17 protein-coding genes are annotated in these 19075 nt (G+C 70.9%); 13 read left to right on the forward strand and 4 right to left on the reverse strand.

What is annotated here, in order from left to right:
• The first annotated feature begins 25 nt into the window (after positions 1 to 25).
• Positions 26 to 436, forward strand: a complete 411-nt coding sequence (locus G4D85_RS09140; protein WP_164010092.1) for an SET domain-containing protein-lysine N-methyltransferase — start codon at positions 26 to 28, stop codon at positions 434 to 436.
• Positions 437 to 454: 18 nt separating this feature from the next.
• On the opposite strand, the gene G4D85_RS09145 is transcribed toward G4D85_RS09140, so the two are convergent.
• Positions 455 to 739, reverse strand: coding sequence for a DUF4177 domain-containing protein (locus G4D85_RS09145; RefSeq protein ID WP_164010094.1), 285 nt, complete (start codon positions 737 to 739; stop codon positions 455 to 457).
• A gap of 368 nt (positions 740 to 1107) precedes the next feature.
• Here G4D85_RS09145 and G4D85_RS09150 point away from each other — a divergent pair, with 368 nt between their 5' ends.
• Genes G4D85_RS09150 through G4D85_RS09160 form a run of 3 tightly spaced genes read left to right on the forward strand, consistent with a single transcriptional unit; the run spans position 1108 to position 3278 of the window.
• On the forward strand, positions 1108 to 1476 hold the full coding sequence (locus G4D85_RS09150) for a PilZ domain-containing protein (protein ID WP_164010096.1): 369 nt from the start codon (positions 1108 to 1110) through the stop codon (positions 1474 to 1476).
• A 34-nt stretch (positions 1477 to 1510) separates the two neighbouring features.
• Complete coding sequence (locus tag G4D85_RS09155; RefSeq protein WP_164010098.1) at positions 1511 to 1915, forward strand: cytidine deaminase; 405 nt, start codon at positions 1511 to 1513, stop codon at positions 1913 to 1915.
• A gap of 19 nt (positions 1916 to 1934) precedes the next feature.
• On the forward strand, positions 1935 to 3278 hold the full coding sequence (locus G4D85_RS09160; protein WP_164010100.1) for a 5'-deoxyadenosine deaminase: 1344 nt from the start codon (positions 1935 to 1937) through the stop codon (positions 3276 to 3278).
• Positions 3279 to 3281: 3 nt separating this feature from the next.
• Here the strand turns inward: G4D85_RS09160 and G4D85_RS09165 are convergent, their stop codons facing one another.
• Positions 3282 to 4649, reverse strand: a complete 1368-nt coding sequence (locus tag G4D85_RS09165; RefSeq protein ID WP_240359158.1) for a sensor histidine kinase — start codon at positions 4647 to 4649, stop codon at positions 3282 to 3284.
• Between the two features lie 260 nt (positions 4650 to 4909).
• Between G4D85_RS09165 and G4D85_RS09170 the strand changes: the two genes are divergently transcribed.
• From G4D85_RS09170 to G4D85_RS09180, 3 genes are read left to right on the forward strand one after another with little or no spacing between them, the layout of a single operon-like run.
• The gene (locus tag G4D85_RS09170; RefSeq protein WP_164010104.1) at positions 4910 to 5647 is read left to right on the forward strand and encodes a PspA/IM30 family protein; all 738 of its coding nucleotides are present in this window, start codon (positions 4910 to 4912) and stop codon (positions 5645 to 5647) included.
• Between the two features lie 36 nt (positions 5648 to 5683).
• A complete protein-coding gene (locus G4D85_RS09175) occupies positions 5684 to 6871 on the forward strand; it encodes an ABC transporter substrate-binding protein (protein ID WP_164010106.1) in 1188 nt (395 codons plus the stop codon).
• A 38-nt stretch (positions 6872 to 6909) separates the two neighbouring features.
• Positions 6910 to 7713, forward strand: a complete 804-nt coding sequence (locus G4D85_RS09180) for a hypothetical protein (RefSeq protein ID WP_164010108.1) — start codon at positions 6910 to 6912, stop codon at positions 7711 to 7713.
• Positions 7714 to 7725: 12 nt separating this feature from the next.
• Here the strand turns inward: G4D85_RS09180 and G4D85_RS09185 are convergent, their stop codons facing one another.
• The gene (locus G4D85_RS09185) at positions 7726 to 8829 is read right to left on the reverse strand and encodes an alpha/beta hydrolase (RefSeq protein WP_240359159.1); all 1104 of its coding nucleotides are present in this window, start codon (positions 8827 to 8829) and stop codon (positions 7726 to 7728) included.
• A gap of 400 nt (positions 8830 to 9229) precedes the next feature.
• Between G4D85_RS09185 and G4D85_RS09190 the strand changes: the two genes are divergently transcribed.
• The 6 genes from G4D85_RS09190 (at position 9230) to G4D85_RS09215 (ending at position 18213) form a co-directional block, all read left to right on the forward strand.
• Positions 9230 to 10891: a hypothetical protein gene (locus tag G4D85_RS09190; RefSeq protein WP_164010110.1), complete on the forward strand. Its 1662-nt coding sequence runs from the start codon at positions 9230 to 9232 to the stop codon at positions 10889 to 10891.
• The gene (locus G4D85_RS09195) at positions 10888 to 11589 is read left to right on the forward strand and encodes an ABC transporter ATP-binding protein (RefSeq protein WP_164010112.1); all 702 of its coding nucleotides are present in this window, start codon (positions 10888 to 10890) and stop codon (positions 11587 to 11589) included. The genes G4D85_RS09190 and G4D85_RS09195 overlap by 4 nt, the downstream gene beginning before the upstream one ends.
• A complete protein-coding gene (locus G4D85_RS09200; RefSeq protein WP_164010114.1) occupies positions 11586 to 12866 on the forward strand; it encodes an ABC transporter permease in 1281 nt (426 codons plus the stop codon). Before G4D85_RS09195 ends, G4D85_RS09200 begins: the two co-directional genes overlap by 4 nt.
• A complete protein-coding gene (locus G4D85_RS09205; RefSeq protein ID WP_164010116.1) occupies positions 12863 to 13633 on the forward strand; it encodes a hypothetical protein in 771 nt (256 codons plus the stop codon). Before G4D85_RS09200 ends, G4D85_RS09205 begins: the two co-directional genes overlap by 4 nt.
• A gap of 122 nt (positions 13634 to 13755) precedes the next feature.
• Entirely contained in the window at positions 13756 to 16362 is a 2607-nt protein-coding gene (locus G4D85_RS09210) for a serine/threonine protein kinase (protein WP_164010118.1), read from the forward strand.
• A gap of 96 nt (positions 16363 to 16458) precedes the next feature.
• The gene (locus tag G4D85_RS09215) at positions 16459 to 18213 is read left to right on the forward strand and encodes an AAA family ATPase (protein WP_164010566.1); all 1755 of its coding nucleotides are present in this window, start codon (positions 16459 to 16461) and stop codon (positions 18211 to 18213) included.
• A gap of 9 nt (positions 18214 to 18222) precedes the next feature.
• Here G4D85_RS09215 and G4D85_RS09220 read toward each other — a convergent pair whose 3' ends face one another.
• Positions 18223 to 19014 carry a L,D-transpeptidase family protein gene (locus tag G4D85_RS09220; protein ID WP_240359161.1) on the reverse strand — a complete coding sequence of 264 codons (792 nt, stop codon included), beginning with the start codon at positions 19012 to 19014 and terminating at the stop codon, positions 18223 to 18225.
• Between the last annotated feature and the right edge of the window lie 61 nt (positions 19015 to 19075).

Here is a 19075-nt window from a genome sequence, read left to right on the forward strand (position 1 = left end):
CGGGCAGGAGGAACAGGCAGGGGACATGAACCTGGGCGAAGCGCTGTACATCCATCCGGGTGTGAAGGTCCGGCCATGCCAGTGGGGCTATGGCGTCTTCACCGACGAGTTCATCCGGGCCGGAGACCTCATCGAGGAGTGTCACTACCTCAAGGTGCCGCACAAGCTCGCGCGGATACCAGCGCTCGATGACTACGTCTTCCAGATCAAGTGGAGCGAGAAGGAGGAGCCCCGCGAGGGAGACTGGGTCGCCCTCGTGATGGGCTACGGGATGATCTACAACCACGCCCAGGAGCCCAACGCGGCCTACTACCGCGCCGTGGACCGCGACCTCTTCTCCTTCTACGCGCTGCGCGCCATCCACCCCGGCGAGCAGATCTGTATCAGCTACGGCGAGAACTGGTGGAAGTCCCGGGACGGGGACATGCCGGAGTGAAGCTTCGTCGCTCCCGGCTCACTCGGCGGGGCGCTTGAAGCAGACCAGCAGGGCCTTGAACACCTCCTGGTGCTCGGTGACGCTCACCAGCTCCCAGCCCTCCTCGCCCTTCTGGCGAAGGACATTGTTGATCTCATTGCCCACCGCCTGGTGGTCCGAGCAGAACTGCTGCCACTTGCGCACGGTGGTGGGGGCGGGGAACGTCTGTGTCTGCGTTCGCGCGTGGGCCCGCGAGTCGGCATGCATGCCCGCCGCGCAGCCGAGGACGAAGACACCCAGGAGGAGGAGCGTGTTCCGGTTCATCCAGGCTGCATAGCACCGCCCCAACTGTGCCTTCTCCGGTGTAGGCGGGTATGACGCGGGGGCGTGGCCCCGTGATACCCCCGGTGCAGTGGACCCATCAGGGCCCCAAGCACGGGCCCGGTGCATTTCGGGTCCTCTTGTCGGGAAAGGTCCGCGTATGATGCCCCGACGATGCGGTCTGACGAACAGGCGGGGGCCGCGGTGGGGGCTCCCGCGAACGACTTCCAGCACAAGGCCGGTCTCTCCGTCGGCGAGCAGCCGCCGTCTGCCGAGAACCTGTCCAGGAGGGCCGGCCGGATGTCCCGCCAGTCCCCGGGACACATTCTTCCGGCGGTGGCGCGAGCATGAGCGGCAGGGAGGCAACGGCGATGGCCGAGAGGAACGACTCGATGAGCGACAAGGCCGAGGACCGGCGCGACTCTCCCCGGGTGCCCATGCGTTTGAAGGTGCGGCGGGCAGGCAGCTCGGGTGACTTCGACACGCAGGACGGAGACCTGTCACTGGGCGGCTGCGCCTGGCAGGGCACCGGGCTGGAGGCGGGCGCGAAGGTAGAGGTCCGCTTCAAGCTCCCCATCCTTCCCGACGAGGTGGAGGTGGTGGGCGAGGTGCTCCAGGTGACCAACGGCCCCCAGGGGCCGGCCGCGCACGTGCGCTTCATGGAACTACCGGTGGAGGCGGAGCTGGCCATCGCCCGCCACCTGGATGACGTGCTGGCGCAGGGCGGCGGCACCCGCTAGGTCCACTCCGGACCGGCGATTCATGGAGGGCGTCATGGCGGACGAGATTCCCTGGGAGCGCCTGTTCGAGGAGGCCGCGCGGGTGCGCTCGCGCGCGCATGTGCCGTACTCGCACTTCCCCGTGGGCGCCGCCGTCCTCTATGCCGACGGCGCGGTGGTGCCCGGGTGCAACGTGGAGAACGCCACCTACGGCCTCACCGTCTGCGCCGAGCGCAACGCCTTCGCCGCGGGCGTGGCCCAGGGCCATGCGAAGCCCGTCGCCGTGGCCATCGTCGTGGACACGCCCGAGCCGTGCCCTCCGTGTGGCATGTGCCGGCAGGTGATGGCCGAGTTCGGCCCGGCCGACCTGCCCGTGCGCAGCCGCACGCCGAAGGGCGGCGAGGCGCGCTACACCCTGGGCGAGTTGCTGCCGCACGCCTTCACGAAGGACTTCCTCTAGAAAGCGACCCGAGCACCTCGTGGACCTGCTCCTGACTGGCGGCACCGTGGTGACGATGAACCGCGAGCGAGAGGTGCTCGTGGCGGCGGATGTGCTCGTCCAGGACGGGCGCATCGCGAAGGTGGGCCGGGGACTCAAGCCCCGGGGCTCGCGGCGCGTGGTGGACGTGACGGGGAAGGTGGTGCTGCCCGGCCTCATCCACGGCCACGTGCACGCCTGCCAGACGCTGTTCCGCGGCCGCGCGGACGGGCTGGAGCTGCTGGACTGGCTCCGCGAGCGCATCTGGCCCTTCGAGGCCTCGCACGACGCGGCCTCCATGCGCGCGTCGGCGGACCTGACCTTCGCCGAGCTCATCCGCTCGGGCGTCACGGCGGCGCTCGACATGGGCAGCGTGCACCACTACGACGCCGTCTTCGAGTCCGCACGCGACGCCGGCTTCCGGCTGGTGGGTGGCAAGGCGATGATGGACGCGGGCGCGGCCGTGCCCGAAGGGCTGCGCGAGAGCACCACCGAGTCGCTGGCCCACAGCCTGGCGCTGCTGGAGCGCTGGCACGGCCAGCAGGACGGGCGCCTGCGGTACGCCTTCGCCCCGCGCTTCGTCCTCTCCTGCACTCCGGAGCTGCTGCGCGAGGTGGCGAAGCTGGCCCACCAGCACGGCGTGCGCATCCACACCCACGCCAGTGAGAACGCGAAGGAGACGGAGGCCGTGCGCCAGTACACCGGCGGCCAGGACAACGTCGCCTTCTTCCACAAGGTGGGGCTGACCGGGCCGCACGTGACGCTGGCCCACTGCGTGTGGCTGTCCCAGGAGGAGCAGGACATTCTCCGCGAGTCGCGCACGGTGGTGTGCCACTGCCCCGGCTCCAACCTCAAGCTGGCCTCGGGCATCGCCAAGGTGCCGGAGCTGCTGGAGGCCGGGGTGTCGGTGGCGCTCGGCTCGGACGGCGCGCCCTGCAACAACACGCTCGACATCTTCCACGAGATGCGGCTCGCGGCCGTGCTGCACAACCCCCGCGTCGGGCCTCGCGCCATGACGCCCATGCGCGTGTTGGAGATGGCCACGCTGCATGGCGCCCGGGCGCTCGGGCTGGAGGACGAGGTGGGCTCGCTCGAGCCGGGCAAGCGCGCCGACCTCACCGTGGTGGACGTGAGCGGCCTGCACGCGGCCCCCGCGGCCGAGGACGTGCTGGCCCCGCTGGTCCACTCCGCGCGCGCCAGCGACGTGACGCACGTCTTCATCGACGGCAAGCCCGTGCTCCGGGACGGCGTGCTCACCACGCTGGACGCGCCGGCGGTGCTCGCCAGCGCCAGCGCCAACGTGGAGCGCATCCTCCGCCGTCGCCGCAAGCGCGCGCGCGGCTGAGGCTCAGCCCGGCAGCCGCACCACGAAGGACGTGGACCAGCCGGGCGTGTCCTCCACCTCCAGCCGCCCGCCGTGGGCCTCGGTGGCCAGGCGGCAGAAGTACAGCCCCAGGCCGTAGCCCCGGCGGCTGTCCTTCTCCGCCTCGCCCTGCACGTACTTGTCGAAGATGCGGGCGCGCGTCTCCGGGGGAATGGGCGGCCCGTCGTTGCGCACGGCCAGCCAGTGGTACCCCGAGTCCATGCCCGCCTCCAGCCGCACCCGGCCACCCGTGGGGGCGTACCGGAGCGCATTGGAGGCCAGGTTCTCCACCACGCGCACCATCAGCTCCGAGTCGCCCATCACCTCCAGCTCCTCGGGCGCCACCACGTCCAGCGTCAGCCGCCGGGCCCGGGCCACGCCGTCCAGGGAGCGGCGCACCTCGTCCAGCAGGATGGCGGCGGGGAAGACCACCTTGCGGGGCTCCAGCCGGCCCTGCTCCAGGCGGGGCACGTCCATCAGGTCGGAAATCATCCTGTCCAGCCGCGCCGTGACGGCGAGCCCCGTGCGCACCGATTCGTTGAGTGGACTCTTGCCCGGCGGCACCTCCTGCTCCATCCACGACAGCGTCATCGTCAGGGCGGACAGGGGGGAGCGCAGGTCGTGCACCAGGAACTGGGTGAGCAGCTCCTTGTCCCGCTGCAGGGCGTGGAGCTGGTCGTTCCTCGCCTGGGCGTCGCCCAGCATGCGTTCGATGGTGCGCCGGGCCTCCTCCACCTCCTGGAAGCGCCGCGCCTCCAGCGCCCGGTCCACCTCCGCGTGGGAGAGGGCCACCGCGAGCTGCCGCAGCCGCCCGGTGCCGTAGTGGCTCACCGCCGCCACCAACAGCAGCGCCACCACCGCGACGGCCACCGCGCCCCAGCTCACGCCCGCCTCGCGCATCAGCGCGCCCTGGGCCACGGCGGACAGCAGCGCCGTCCCGTACACCACGCTCCGCCGCAGCGTCAGCCCGCTCAGCGCCACCACCAGCGCGAACAGCCCCAGGCTGAAGCCCGCCACCCCGGACGGGAAGCGCGACAGGGGCATGGCCACATGCTGGAGCCAGTACACCAGCCCCACGTCCACCGGCGCCTGCACCACCCCCAGCCACCGCGCCACCGGCCGCCGCCGCAGCGCGAACAGCGTCGCCGCCACGCCCACGTAGGGCGCCAGGATGGGGGGATAGGACGCCCAGTCCTCGCCTCCCGTCAGCCACAGGCCGGTGCTGATGGCCAGGAAGACGGCCGCGCCCACCAGCCTGACGGCCGCGCCCGCGCCGAGCACGCTCCGCCGCTGGGCGTCCACCGCCCGCGTCAGCGCGTCATCGAAGGGCATGGCGGGGGTAGATATCGACACTCAGGGGTAGGTTTTCCCCGCTTCCTCCCCGTCGGGCAAGCTTCAAGCTCCAGACCCTCCGGGAAGGCGGTCGAGCGCCGGTGCTCGGGAGGGCTGGTGGCCTCGGGACCAGCCGTCCGGGCGGGACTTTTGCGTCGGGAGCAATGACCTTAGGTAGGAGCGCGTAGCTGTTGTCAGACTGATGGGACTGTGGCTGCCTGCTCACCCGGGTATCGTGTAAGGTGGCTGCACGTAGGGCTGGATGGAGGTAGACCGCCGACATGTGGGAAAGATTCAAGAGGGCAATGCGTAGCTTCGCCGGCTTCTTCGTCTCCTCCATCGAGGATCCGGAGCTCATTCTCGAGCAGAACGTCCGAGACCTGAACGACCAGGTCCCGAAGATGAACGAGTCCATCGCCATGGTCCGGGCGAACGTGACGCTCCTGGAGAAGGAGAACGCCAAATACACGGAGGACGTGCGCTCGCTGACGGCCAAGGTGAAGGCCGCCATCCAGGCGGGGCGTGACGACCTGGCCGCGCAGTACGCCGGCAAGCTGCAGGTTGAAAAGGACGCGCTGGGCCGCAACGAGCAGCAGCTGGCCACGGCCCGCCTGGCCTACGAGAAGGCCCTGACGGTGAAGAAGGCGTTCATGCGCGAGAAGGAGCGCAAGACGCAGGAGGCCATGAACGCCATCCGCGAGGCGCGCCGCGCCAAGTGGCAGGCCAAGGTCGCCGACACCATGGAGTCCTTCACCGTCGCCGGCATCGACTCGACGCACGACGAGATGCTGCGCAAGGTGCAGGAGAAGTCCGCCGTCAACGAGGCCCGGATGCAGATGGCCCTCGAGGGCGTGGACCACATGGCGGTCAACATCGAGGAGGAGGCCGAGAAGATCCAGGCCAACGAGCTCGTGAAGCAGATGAAGATGGAGATGGGCCTCATGGACAGCCCGGCGCCCGTGTCTGACGTGGGCGGCGGCACCGAGAAGACCATCGGCAAGAAGGTGGGAGTGGAGTAGCCCACCCGTGAGGGGAAGAGGCCAACGGAACTCGGGATGAAGCTCCACCGCGGGCCAGGCCTCTTCCTCTTCCTCCTGCTCTGCGCGCTGGGCGCGGGCTACGCGCTCGCGTCGCGCCTGGGCTACCTGGACCGGCTCCAGGAGCGTTTCTTCCCCGCCGCCCGTGAAGCGGTGCGGCTGTCGCCCGGTGACTTCCCCGCCGGGGTGGCCGCTCCGGTGGCGGACGTGGCCTCCGTGCCGCTGCGGCCGGTGGTCATCGGCTTCACCGCGCGCGGCTCGGCGGCGGCGCTGCTGGTGGCCACGGGCGGCGCGACGACGCTGGACAACCCGGTGCCTCCGCCGGGCGCCGCGCAGGGCTTCCTGAAGACGGCCTATGCGCTGGACGCGCGGGCGGTGCTCTTCGCCCGCGAGGAGGAGCTGCGGCAGGCGCTGGCCATTGGCGCGGAGAATGGCGGCGTGGACATGGCCGCCCTGTCCGTGGACCGGCTGGCGGCGTGGGCTCCGGCGCTGCGGGATGCGGCGCCGCGCACGCTGCTGCTCGTGGGGCGCAGCCGGGGCCAGGAGGCGCTGGCGGCGGTGGGCGTGTCGGACCTCACCGCGCTGCGGGGCAAGCGGGTGGGCGTGTACCCGTTCAGCTCCTCGCACTACTTCGCGCTGTGGGTGTTGGCGCGCGCGGGGCTGCGGACGACGGACGTGCGCTGGGTGGACCTGCCCTCCACGCTGGACGCGGGCCGCGCGCTGCGCGAGGGCCGGACGGACGCGGTGGTGGGGCTGTGGGGCGACGTGGAACTGGCGGCGCGGGACAGGGGCGGAGCGGTGCTGGCCACGACGGCGGACGCGCCGCACCTCATCGCCACGGTGCTGGTGGCACGCGGGGACTTCGCGGCGCGCTACCCGGACGCGGTGCGCCGGGTGCTGCGGGGACTGTTGGATGCGGGGCAGAGCGTGCTGAAGGACCCCACGGCGGGCGCACGGATGCTGGGCGAGGTGGCGCCGTACCTGGGAGACCCGATTGAGGCCATCCGCAGCGCGCCGCCGGCGACACTTGCGGACAATCGGGCCTTTTTCGGCCTTTCAGGCGAGGCGCCGGTCACCTATGACGAGCTCTTCCAGAGCGCAGCGGCGCTCTTCCAGAAGCTCAAGCAGGGGCCACGCGTGCCTCCCGCGGAGGACACGCGAGACTTGGGCGCGTTGAAGTATGTGTCGGAGGCGCGAGGCCCCTGAGAGCCGAGCCCCGGGACGCGGGGACGGGGAGGACGGACGTGGCGAAGTCGCCGAACTACATCAAGGCCGCATTCCTGATGCCCGCCAACCTGGTGGGGCTGGGCACGGCGGCGGCCTCGGCGGCGATGACGGGCGAGCCGCTGCCGGCGCTGGTTGCGCTCGGACTGGAAGGGCTCTACCTGGGCGTCGTCTCGTCCATGAAGCGCTTCCAGCGGGCGGTGCGGGCGCAGACGCCCAATGACCCGGAGGCGGCCCGCAAGGCGGTGGACGCGCTCCAGGCGGACCTGGCGCCGTCGCAGCGCGAGCACTACCAGCAGCTCCTGGGGCTGAAGGAGAAGATTCTCGCCAACTACCGGAAGCTGCCGGGCGGCAAGGTGCTGGAGTCGGACAGCGAGCCCCGGCTGGACGCGCTGCTCACCAACTTCCTGCGGCTCATCTCCACGCTGAACCAGTACCGCGCCTACCTCAACAGCTCGGACCGCGAGCACCTGGAGCGCGAGGTGCGGGAGCTGGAGGAGGACGTGGCGCGGGAGGCGAACCCCCGGTTGAAGGACGTGAAGCAGAACCGGGTGGACATCCTCCGCAAGCGCCTGGCGCGCTTCGAGCAGGCCGGCGAGAGCCGCGAGGTGGTGAGCCACCAGCTCGCGGGGATTGAAGACCTGATGCGCCTGACGCACGAGCAGTCGATTGCGATTCGGGACCCGGAGAGCGTCAACCGCCAGCTCACCGTGCTGAGCGCCGAGGCCGAGGCCACCGAGGAGTCCGTGCGGCAGATGGAGCAGTTCCTGGAGTTCTCCGAGGAGACGCGCGGCCCGCTGCCGCATGGCACGCGCGTGCGGTAGTCGGCACCCGGCTCAGTACACCGTGCCCTGCCAGGGGAACAGGTACGTGAGGGGGAGGTTCACCCGGGCCGCCCAGGCGGACTCGGTGTGCCCCGCGCCCTGGGCCACGTAGTAGTAGAGGTCCGCGCCCTGCACGTGGCCGTCCGCCGCCAGCGCGTTGCGCATGCGAGTCGTCTCCGTCAGCCCGTCACTCTGCGTGCCCGCGTCCAGGTAGAAGCGCAGGGGCAGCTTCACCGTGGACTGCTCCACCGCGAGCGTCATCGCCTGGTTGTTCCACCAGAACGAGCTGGACAGCCCCGCCACCTTCGAGAAGACATCCGGCCGCCGCCGGCCGATGTGGAAGGACACCAGCCCTCCCAGCGACGAGCCCATCAGCGCGGTGTCCGCCTTGCCCGTCCGCGTGCGCAGGTTCGCGTCGACGAAGGGCTTCACGCTCTCCACCAGGAAGCGCTCGTACAGGTCCGCGCCGCCTCCGCCGTAGGAGGCATCACAGCAGGGCGTGTACTCGTAGATGCGGTTGGCGCCCGCGTGGTCGATGCCCACGACGATGACCTCGTCCATCTGCCCCGAGCCGATGAGGGAGTTGATTGTCTCGTCCACGCGCCACTCCACGCCGTACGACGCGGTGGCCGCGTCGAAGAGGTTCTGCCCGTCGTGCATGTAGAGCACCGGGTAGCGCTTGAGCGGGTTCTCCGCGTAGCTGGGCGGCAGGTAGAAGCGCAGCGTCCGCGTGTTGCCGAGCTGCGGAGACCAGAAGTTGTCGAACTGCTGCCGGGTGCCCGTGGCCGGGCCGAAGAACGGATACACATTCACCGTGGTGCCCGCGCGCACGCGGTAGTTGGCTCCGGTGGACCAGCGCGTGTCGTTGATGAGCGGCTTGAGGTCCACGTCGCCCACGCTGTCCGGCCACGAGTACGTCCACACGTTGCCCTGGGTCCACGTCGCGTTCTGCCCCGACGTCCAGGACAGCGGCGCCGCGCTGCCGCGCAGGGTGATGCGGTTTCCATAGCCCACGTCGAAGTGGACTCGGACGGTGGTGGCTCCGGCCGTGGTGCTCAGCAGCAGCGCGAGCAGCAGGCCCGGCACGAGCGCCGGGCGGGGGGATGACAGGTGCATGCGGTGTCCTTCCTGGAGGCGTCGTCCCCGAAGCGCGTGGGCCTGGTGGGGCCCGGCTCGAGGGAGGTGACGCCGGGGAGTGTGGGGGCCGGAGTCCCGGCCCGCTTCGATGAGGCCCGGTCAGGCTTCCAGGAAGGCAGGGGAGCGCTCAAGAGAGTCGCCGCCCACCCCAGTCCCGCCGCGTTGGCGGCGAACAGGGGCGGCTCCACCGGTCCGACCTCCCAGGGCGGCTCCGCTCGCGGGTGCCCCGGACGGAGGGCCTCCCGCGCGGCCTCACGCTCCGTGTGGCTCCGGACCCGGACGTTGCCTGTCCGTCATCCCGGCAGCTCCCCCGAGTCCGGGCCCACATGGGCTCCACGAATAAATTGACTCTCCGGCCCAGCCGTCCTGTTCTGCCGTCATGTTCCGCCGAGCCTGGCTTCCGACCCTTCTCCTCGTGCTCGCCGTCGCGGGCTGCTCCCGCTGTGGCAAGGAGGCCGGCCCCGCTGGCTCGAGCGCCGCGGCAGGGCCCGCCCGCTACCTCCCGCGCGATGCGCAGGCCGCCGTGGTCATCAACGACCTGGGCGCGCTCGGAGAGAAGCTGGCCCGGTTCCAGAACCTCAAGGTCGCCTCCTTCGCCGCGCAGCTCCAGAACTTCTCCTCCGCCGAGGGCTATGTCTCCGCGGTGATGCGGCAGGTGGGCGTGGACCTGCGCAGCCGCCAGGCGCTGGAGGCCGCCGGCATCGCTCCCGAGCGCGGCGCCGCCGCGGCCTTCCTCGGAGGCAACCGGGCCGTCTCCATCGTCGGCACCAAGGACGCCGACAAGCTGAAGGAGACCTTCGGCAACTTCGCGCGCAGCCGCCTGGGCGCCTCGGAGCAGAAGGAAGCGTCCGTGGACGGGGGCAAGCTCGTCACCTTCAGCCGCCCCGGCTCCACCGAGCCCGCCCTGGGCCTCCTCTTCCTGAAGGGCACCGACTACGCCCTGCTGGGGGCGGGCGCCTCGGTGGCCACGCTCGGCACACTGGCCACGCTGCCCCAGGAGAAGTCGCTCGCGAGCGAGCCCGTGCTGGCCGCGTCGCTCCAGCGGCTCCCCAAGGAGCGCGACTTCCACGTGTGGCTCCCCGGCGGCACCGGCTTCCTTGTCCCGGCGGGCACCGTCCAGGGCATCACCTTCACGGGCCGCATCGAGGAGCGCGCGGTGACGGTGCACGCGGACGCGCCCTGGCCGGACACCCAGGCGTCGCTTGCGGCGCTGGACCCGATGAAGGATGTCGCGGACCTGTCGGGCGCGCTGCCGGCGGACAGCTTCCTGGTGGCGCGCTTCCGGGGGGACCCGTCGCACCTCGACGGTGCGTGGCCGTACCTCCTGGGCGGCTACCTCACCCGCGCCGTGCAGAAGAGTGGCCTCGACATGAAGGGCGAGGTGCTCGACAACTTCAAGCCCGGCATCGTGCTGGGCATGTCGCTGTCGCCCACCGTGAATCTCGGCGCCGGCATGCCCTCGCTGGACTTGCGCCGCACCAACCCGTTCCGCTTCGTGCACCTCGTCGCGCTGGCGGACACCGAGGACGCCGCCAAGACGCAGGCCACGCTGGAGAAGCTGCCGGCCATGGCCGAGGACTTCGGCGCCAAGGTGGAGCCTTCGGACCTGAAGGGCCAGAAGGTCTACCTCACGTCCTACCGTGCCGGAGAGGGCGCCCACTTCGCCCTCGCTCCCAATGGACGGCTGGTGGTCGCCGCCCCGCGCGCCCGGCTGGAGGCCACGCTGGCCTCGCTCGCGAAGCCGTCCGGCGAGGGCCCGGTGGCCGCGGACCTGAAGGACGCCGGCAAGGACGCCGCCTTCGTCGCGGTGCTGGACTTGAAGCGCCTGTCGGACGCGGTGAAGAACCTGCCCTCCGAGGCGTGGGGCATCGGCGGCTTCGCAATCAAGGCCACCACCGTCCGCTGGCTGGAGGCCACCGACGACCTGCGCGCGGTGACGCTGGCCGTGTCGCGCAAGGAGAAGGCCCTGCAGGCGGAGCTGTCCCTGCGCCTCACGCCGGCCCCGCCGGCCTCCACCACCACCCAGCCGGCCACTCCGTGATTCGCGCTCGCGACATCGTCAAGGAGTACGTGGATGGGGACGGCACGAAGGTGCGTGTCCTCGACGGCATGTCCCTGGACGTGGACGACGGGGACTTCGTCGCGGTGGTGGGCCCGTCCGGCAGCGGCAAGTCCACGCTGCTGCACCTGCTGGGTGGCCTGGACGTGCACTACCAGGGCGAGGTGGAGGTGGGTGGCGTCAAGCTGCGCGGCCTGAACGACCAGGCCCTGGCGCGCTTCCGCAACACCCACGTGGGCTTCGTCTTCCAGTCCTTCCACCTCATCCCCAACCTCTCCGCGCTGGAGAACGTGCTGCTGCCTTCGCACTTCGGCGCGCCGCACGCGGATGCCCGCAAGCGCGCCGAGGCCATGCTGGAGCGCGTGGGCCTGGGCTCGAAGAAGGACCGCGCGCCCATCCGTCTCTCCGGCGGCGAGCGGCAGCGCGTGGCCATCGCCCGAGCCCTCTTTGGAGGCCCCAAGCTGCTCCTCTGCGACGAGCCCACGGGCAACCTGGACTCGGCCACCGGCGCAGGCGTCATCCAGCTCTTCCAGGAGCTGCACCGCGAGGGCCTCACCGTGCTGGCCGTCACCCACGAGGAGCGCATGAGCGCCGCGGCCCGCCGCGTGCTGCGGCTCAAGGAAGGGCGCCTCGTCGAGGAGCGCGCCGACCTGCACCTGGCCACCCGAGGTGCCCCGTGAGGCTGGACGCACTGTCCCGGCTCGTCCGACTGAGCCTCGCCCGCGAGCGCAAGGGCGCCATGTTCTCCGCCTTCGGCGTGGCCATGGGCGTGGGCGCGCTCGTCTTCTTCCTGGGCCTGGGCCTGGGGGTGGGGCGCGTCATCCGCGAGAAGATCTTCCCCACCGACGCGCGGCTGGTGGACGTGGTGCCCTCGGCGGTGTCGCTGGGCTCGCTGCTGGGTGGCGGCAAGCTGGACGCGGCCACCGTGGAGCGCCTGCGCGCGCTGGACGGCGTGGAGGACGCGTACCGGAAGATGAACGTGCGCGTGCCCGCGGTGACGCGCTACGACGGCGTCTTCTTCGGCACGAAGCTGCGCATGGGCATGGAAGTGCTCGCCGTGGGCGTGGAGCCCGGCCTGGTGAAGGGCGACGTGCAGCTCGGCGAGTTCAAGGACCCGGGCGAGGGCCAGCCCATCCCCGCGCTCGTCTCCACGCGGCTGCTGGAGCTGTACAACAAGACGTTCGCCCCGGCCCGCAAGCTGCCGCAGCTGTCGGCCAACATGATTGTCGGCTTCGGCTTCCCGGTGGAGTTCAACCGCTCCTACGTGGCCGCCGCGGTGCAGGGGCCCACCCGCTCCGCGACGACGCAGGTGGTGGGCGCGTCGGACCGGGCCATGCTCGCCGGCCTCACCATTCCGCTGGAGACGGCGGTGCGCATCAACCGCGAGGCCGGCGTGGACGCGGACAGCTTCTCCGGCGTCACCCTGGTGGCGAAGGACCCGTCGCGGGTGCCCGGCATCGTGGACGCGGTGAAGGGCATGGGGCTGGAAATCGACGACCAGGAGCGCCGCATGGCGGAGAACACGGGCGCGGCCGTTGCCCTCGTCACCTCCGCGCTGGCGCTGCTGTCCATCCTCATCTGCGTGCTGGCCGCCGTGAATATCGCCCATGCGCTGTCGGCCTCCGTCCGTGCGCGCGCGAAGGAGATTGGCGTCATGCAGGCGGTGGGGGCCTCGCGCTCGGACGTGCGTGGCATCGTCCTGGCCGAGGCCGCCGTGGTGGGCCTCGCCGGGGGCGTCGCCGGCACCGCGCTCGCGCTGCTGCTGGCCTTCGCGGTGAACCGGCTGGCCACGGGCTACCTGCCCAACTTCCCGTTCAAGCCCGACAGCTTCTTCTCCTTCCCCTGGCCGGTGGTGCTGGGCGGCGTGGTGCTGGGCCTCGTCGCCGCGCTCGCCGGCGCCTACTTCCCCGCCCGCCGCGCGGCCGCGACCGACCCGGCGCGCACGCTCGCCGGATGACACTCCCCTCGAAAAAGACCCTGCTGGCCAACCTGCTGAGCCTGGCCGCCATCGCCTGGATCTACGGCGGCGACCTGTCCGATGCCGTACGGGCGCGGAGCGCGGAGGTGGCCGCCTTCACCACGCTGCCCTCGCCGGTGGGGCCGGCGGTGGTGCTCGCCCTGGCCCTGCTGGCCACGCTGGTCGTCATCGGCGGCCTGACCCGGGGGAAGGAGGAGGGCTTCAAGGGGTACCGGCTGCTGCCCATCGTCCTGGTGGGCTCGCTCTTCGCGGACCTCGTCCTGGCGGAGAGCCGCGTGCCGCTGTCCTCCCTGGACATCGCCTCCATGTCCCTCCAGAGCTTTCACAGGCAGGCCCAGGAGCTGACCTCCGAGCAGGCCGTGCCGGACGACCCCCGGGTGCTCCAGCCGCTGCTGGAGCAGCTCGGCAGGCCGCCCTACCTCGTCCGGGGGGAGCCGGTGGCGGCGTACACGCTCCAGGTGCGCAAGGACTGCGAGGGCCCCGTGCGGGAGGCCCCCGGTGTCCTCCCGGGGACATTGCTGTATTGCGTCGCCCCGGAGCGGCGGGGCGCCTGGGTGACGCTGGTGGGGCTGCCGGCGGAGCAGCGCTTCGGCGTGCCCGCGGTGGTGTCCTCCGGGGGCGAGACGCGCTTCATGCTGGTGCGGCCGATACCCCCCGACGAGGAGGGTGCCGCGGCCTTTCGTGACGAGGAAGTGGCCAGAGAGGCCCCGGCCGCCGACGCGGGCACCTCCAGCGTCCGGCCCTGAGCCGAAGCGGCCTTTCAGAAGGGCGGAGGCCCGCCTGCTTGCTGAGGTAGGATGGGCCTTGCTGTGGTTGACCCTGTGGAGCGGCGATCGCTAGGCTCCCCTGCGAACGGACCCTCCCCCACGTGACGACCTCTCAACCGAAGCGGCAGCCCATCCCGTTTGGGAAGTACCTCCTTCTGGACCGCATCAACATCGGCGGCATGGCGGAGGTGTGGCGCGGGAAGCAGTTCGGCGCGAGCGGCTTCGAGCGGCTCGTGGCCATCAAGCGCATCCTCCCCAACATTGCGGAGGATGAAGAGTTCATCTCGATGTTCATCGACGAGGCGAAGATCAGCGTCCAGCTGACCCACGCCAACGTTGCGAGCATCTACGAGCTGGGCCACATCTCCAGCAGCTACTTCATCTCGATGGAGTACATCCCCGGCAAGGACATGCGGGCCATCTTCGACCGCTGTCGGAAGAAGGGTGAGCCCGCGCCGGTGCCGCTGGTGGCCTTCTGCGTGTCCAAGATGTGCGAGGGCCTGGACTACGCCCACCGGAAGAAGGACGGGATGGGGCGGGAAATGGGCATCGTCCACCGCGACATCTCGCCGCAGAACATCCTCATCTCCTACGAGGGGGAGGTGAAGGTCATCGACTTCGGCATCGCCAAGGCGGCCGGCAAGGCCACCAAGACGCAGGCCGGCATCCTCAAGGGCAAGTTCGGCTACATGAGCCCGGAGCAGATCCGCGGCCTGCCGCTGGACCGGCGCTCGGACGTGTTCGCCATTGGCGTGTGCCTCTACGAGATGCTGACCGGTGAGCGCCTCTTCGTGGGCGACAGCGACTTCAGCGTCCTGGAGAAGGTGCGCAAGGCCGAGGTGCCGCCGCCCTCCACGTACAACCGCCGCATCCCCGAGGCGCTGGAGAAGATCGTCCTCCGCGCGCTCGCGAAGGACGTGGACGAGCGCTACCAGTACGCCAGCGAGCTGGGCGACGACCTGCAGCGCTTCCTCATCACCAGCGAGACCATCTTCGGCCGCAAGGACCTCATGCAGTACATGAAGTCCACGTTCGCCGAAGAGGTGGAGCGCGAGAAGCAGCGCCTCATCGACTACTCGGAAATCAAGCCGCCGGACGGGATGCTGGCCGCGCTGGAAGCGGCGTCGTTCAACAGCATGCCGGGCCAGCCCTCGGCCCCGCCGCAGGCGCCCGTGCCGGTGCCGGTGGTTCAGCCGGTGGCCCCGCAGCCGCCCCGCGCGACGGCCACCATGGGGACGGTGAGCCCCAGTGTGAGCAGCCCGCTGGGCGCCGGGGCCCGCCGCTCGCCCACGCTGGCCGCGCTGCCCAAGCTGACGGTTGCCCAGGCCGCGCCCGCCGCCAAGGAAGAAGAGCACCTGGCCACGCAGCTGGTGTCCAGCGACCACGTCTTCGACGACAGCCCGGAGCCCACCACGCAGCCGGGCGCCGCCGTCGGCCGCGCCGTCACGCCGCTGGAGTCGCGTGCCGTGCAGCCCGCCCACGAGGACGAGCCCACCACTGGCAAGACGGCGGTCCTCTCGTCTCCGCCCACCGGGCTGCCACCGTCGGCGCCGCGCCTGTCCCAGTCGAGCATGCCGGCGACGATGCCGCCCCCGCCCGTCGCGCCGCCGCGCCCGTCGATGAGCGTGCCCACGCTGTCGCCCACGGACGCGGCGCCTCCGCCCACGCTGCGCCCCTCTCGTGGCAACGAGCTGCCGCCGCGCCTCGGCAGGGACCTGCCGCCGGACGTGTCCCAGGGGATTCCGCGCTCGGCGCTGCCGCCGGACGTGTCCCAGGGCATTCCTCGCTCCGCGCTGCCGCCCTCGGTCAACCAGGGCGCTGGCGCCCGCGGCCTGCAGCACGACGAGGACGAGGACGAGCAGGAGCGGCCGACGGCCGCCGTCCCCGCGCTCGCGCTCGCGGGACGGGGCCTGGACAAGCGGGTGGTGCTCTTCGGCGGGCTGGGCGTGTTGGCGCTGGTCGTGCTGGCCCTGCTCGGCTGGGCGCTCTCGGGCCCGGGCACCGGCTATGTGCTGGTGGACCTGCAGCGCGTGCCGGAAGGCGCCCAGGACAAGGTCCAGGTGATGCTGGACATGCAGCAGGTCCCCATCGAGAAGGGCAGCACCACGCTGCTGCGCGAGGTGCCCGCCGGCCGGGTCATGGTCGTGGTGAGCGCGGTGGGCTACAAGCCCTTCACCACCACGGTGGATGTCACCAAGGGCAAGGACGTCACCAACGTGCAGGCGGTGCTGGAGAGCCTGACGCCTTCGGCGACCCTGATGCTCGTCACCCAGCCGGACGACGCCCAGGTGAAGGTCGACGGCAAGGTGGTGCGCACCCAGGGCAAGACGGACGCCTTCCTCAACGACGTGCCCGTGTCCGGGGATGCGTGGATGGTGGAGGTGAGCGCTCCGGGCTTCAAGCCCCAGTCCAAGCAGGTGGCGGTGTCCGGCGGAGGCCGGGCGCAGGCGACCATCAAGCTGGAGCCCCTGGTGACGAAGGTGGCCGTCAAGGTCGAGTCCAAGCCGGCCGGCGCCACCATCTTCGTGGACGGCAAGGACCTGGGGGCCACCACCCCGGCGACCGTGCAGGTGCCCGCCAGCTCCAGGCAGTTCCTGCTGAAGCTGAAGTGCCACGACGCGGCCGAGGTGGACGTGCCAGACTCGAAGGACGGGCAGGAACTGGCCATCGCGCCGGTTTCCCTCAAGCGGCAGCGCGGCTGCCGTTAGCCCCATGCCCGCTCCCCTCGGGAGCGGGCGGGTCAGCTCCCCGTCCGGCGGAGCGACCAGCTCCCCATCCGGTGGAGCGAGAGGAGGCGTGTGGCTGTGAGCAAGGTGCGCAAGGTCAACAAGGCGGATCCGTTGGCGGACCTGCCCCGCTGGGCGCAGCAGCTGGCCCGCAAGTACTACACGAAGACGGTCAGCACCTTCCTGCTCTACGGAGCGGTGAGGGATTTGCAGCCCCTGCAGATGGAGGACGGCAGCCGTGGCTTCGGCACGCTGCGCACGTTCCTCTCCGAGGAGCTCTTCGGCGGCCGGGACCACGTCCTCTTCTATGACCGCTCGTCCGGCATCCGTTCCGGCACCCCGGAGACGCAGAAGGACCTGATGCGGACGATGTCCGGCTACGACGCCATGTACGGCACGGACTACGCCAAGGTCATGCCGAGGGACCCGGGCCGGGCGCTCCAGATTCTGGAGAACTTCCTGCGCATGCGCGTGAGCGAGGGCCGCTCGCTGGCGCTCATCATCGACTTCGCGGAGACGCTGGTGCCGGGCGGGGAGATTTCCCACCTGTCCACCGAGGACCGCTTCGTGCTGGCCACGCTGGACAAGTGGGCGCATGACCCGCAGTTCCTCGCGGGCGACGTGTCCGTCGTCCTGCTGGCGGAGAACCTCGCGGACATCTCCCCGCGCATCAGCCGCAACCCCTACGCGGCGCCCATCGAGCTGCCCCTCCCCGACGAGGAGGAGCGGCTGGAGTACGTGCGCTACAAGCTGGAGGGCAAGCGGCTGCAGTCGCTGTCGGACGTGCCGCTGGCGGGCCTGGCGAAGATGACGGCGGGTCTGTCCCGCATCAACCTGGACCGCGTCCTCACCGAAGCGCTCGAGCGCGAGATGCGGATTACGCCCGAGCTCCTCAAGGAGAAGAAGAAGGAGATCATCCAGGCGGAGTGCCACGGCTTGCTGGAGTTCATCGAGCCCACGCACAACCTGGACGCGGTGGCCGGGCACACCAAGGCCAAGCAGATGCTGCGGCAGGCCGCCAGCGCCCTGAAGAAGGGGCGCCTGGAGGTCATGCCCATGGGCTACCTGCTCACCGGACCGGTGGGCACGGGCAAGACGTTCATGGTGAGCTGCTTCGCCGGGGAGATTGGCATCCCCGTGGTGAAGTTCCTCAACTTCCGCAGCCAGTGGCAGGGCGTCACCGAGTCCAACCTGGAGAAGATCTTCAACCTGCTCAAGGCCCTGTGGCCGGTGGCGGTGATGATCGACGAGGCGGACACCTTCCTCGGCAACCGCGACTCCGGCGGCGACTCGGGGACGAGCAGCCGCGTGTTCGGCTCCATCGCCTCCTTCATGGGCAACACGCAGTACCGCGGCAAGATTGTCTGGTTCCTGATGACGGCGCGCCCGGACCTGCTGCCCATCGACCTCAAGCGCCAGGGCCGCGCGGAGGAGCACATCGCGCTCTTCTACCCGCAGACGGACGCGGAGCGGGACGAGCTCTTCAAGGTCATGTCCAAGAAGACAGGCGTGTCGGTGGAGGGCGTGGACTCCTTCGCCGCGCTGATTCCGGAGGGCATCCGTGCCTTCAGCGGCGCGGACATCGAGGCCGTCATGGTGCGCTCGAAGTTCCGCGCGCTGGCCGAGGACCGGGAGAAGGTGACGAAGGAGGACGTGGCGGCAGTGCTGGCGGACTTCGTGCCCCCCAGCTACCCGCTCGAAATCGAGCTGCAGAACCTGGCCGCGGTGCAGGAGTGCACCAGCCGGGAGTTGCTGCCCGAGACCTTCCGCTCCATGGACCGCGATTTCATCACCCAGCGCGTGCGTGAGCTGAAGGCGCTGCTCGAGTCGTAGCCGTCCCCGTCAGGACACCGGCACCGGGACTCCCAGGTGCGGGTCGTCCACGTGCTCCACGATGGCCACGCGGTCCCCCGCGGAGAGCGCGTCGTGGAGCACGAGCACCGCCTCGTTCGAGTGACGGATGCAGCCGTGGGAGACGTCCGCCCCCAATAGGGCAGGGGCGTTCGTCCCATGCAGCTCCTCCCCGGAATGCCGGCCGTCCGCCCAGGACAGGTCGAGGAGGCGCACGCCGAAGACGTGGCGGTCATTCCACAGCCGCGCGCCCGCGGCCTCGGAGGCAGCCTGGTCCAGCCTGGCGCGGACCACCTTGAGTCCCGCGCGCGTGGGTGTGGCGGCGGCGCCGGTGGCGTTGGGGAAGATGTCCACGAGGCGCCCATTCGGGTCGAAGAGGAAGGTGCGGTGCTCGCGCAGGGCCACCACCACGCGCACGGGCTGGCCGTCGTAGAAGGCCGAGGGCAGGGCGCGGGGCTGGCCACGGGCTCCCGGGGCGGGGGCCAGGGCGTCCAGTGCGCGCAGGGTGGGGGCATCCAGCGTGCCCGTGGGGCGGACGGCGGGGAAGGTGCGTACCGCGTGCTGCTGGAAGTTGCGGAGCGCCCTCGCGGTCTGCTGGCCGTAGCGCCCGTCCGCGCCGCCGTGGAGGGCGAAGCCCATGTCGAGCAGCGCGGTCTGCACGGCGCGCAGGCCGTCTCCGCGCGTGCCCGGCCCGAGCGTCCGCTGGCCCGAGGCCACGTCCGCGAGGTCCGGCAGGCCGGTGAAGCGGGTGTTGGACGGTGGTTCCGGGATGCGGGCCCGCACGGCCGCGTCCCGTGCCTCGGAAGGTGTCCCGTAGACTGGACGCCCATCCAACGGATGGCGG

It is taken from the genome of Pyxidicoccus trucidator (assembly GCF_010894435.1).
Classification (GTDB): Bacteria; Myxococcota; Myxococcia; order Myxococcales; family Myxococcaceae; genus Myxococcus; species Myxococcus trucidator.

Excerpts from the sequence above, each read along its gene's own strand:
- G4D85_RS09145 (WP_164010094.1), bottom strand. The coding sequence starts at position 739 with ATGAACCGGAACACGCTCCTCCTCCTGGGTGTCTTCGTCCTCGGCTGC.
- G4D85_RS09190 (WP_164010110.1), top strand. The coding sequence starts at position 9,230 with ATGTTCCGCCGAGCCTGGCTTCCGACCCTTCTCCTCGTGCTCGCCGTC.
- G4D85_RS09155 (WP_164010098.1), top strand. The coding sequence starts at position 1,511 with ATGGCGGACGAGATTCCCTGGGAGCGCCTGTTCGAGGAGGCCGCGCGG.
- G4D85_RS09175 (WP_164010106.1), top strand. The coding sequence starts at position 5,684 with ATGAAGCTCCACCGCGGGCCAGGCCTCTTCCTCTTCCTCCTGCTCTGC.
- G4D85_RS09170 (WP_164010104.1), top strand. The coding sequence starts at position 4,910 with ATGTGGGAAAGATTCAAGAGGGCAATGCGTAGCTTCGCCGGCTTCTTC.
- G4D85_RS09185 (WP_240359159.1), bottom strand. The coding sequence starts at position 8,829 with ATGCACCTGTCATCCCCCCGCCCGGCGCTCGTGCCGGGCCTGCTGCTC.
- G4D85_RS09205 (WP_164010116.1), top strand. The coding sequence starts at position 12,863 with ATGACACTCCCCTCGAAAAAGACCCTGCTGGCCAACCTGCTGAGCCTG.
- G4D85_RS09140 (WP_164010092.1), top strand. The coding sequence starts at position 26 with ATGAACCTGGGCGAAGCGCTGTACATCCATCCGGGTGTGAAGGTCCGG.
- G4D85_RS09150 (WP_164010096.1), top strand. The coding sequence starts at position 1,108 with ATGGCCGAGAGGAACGACTCGATGAGCGACAAGGCCGAGGACCGGCGC.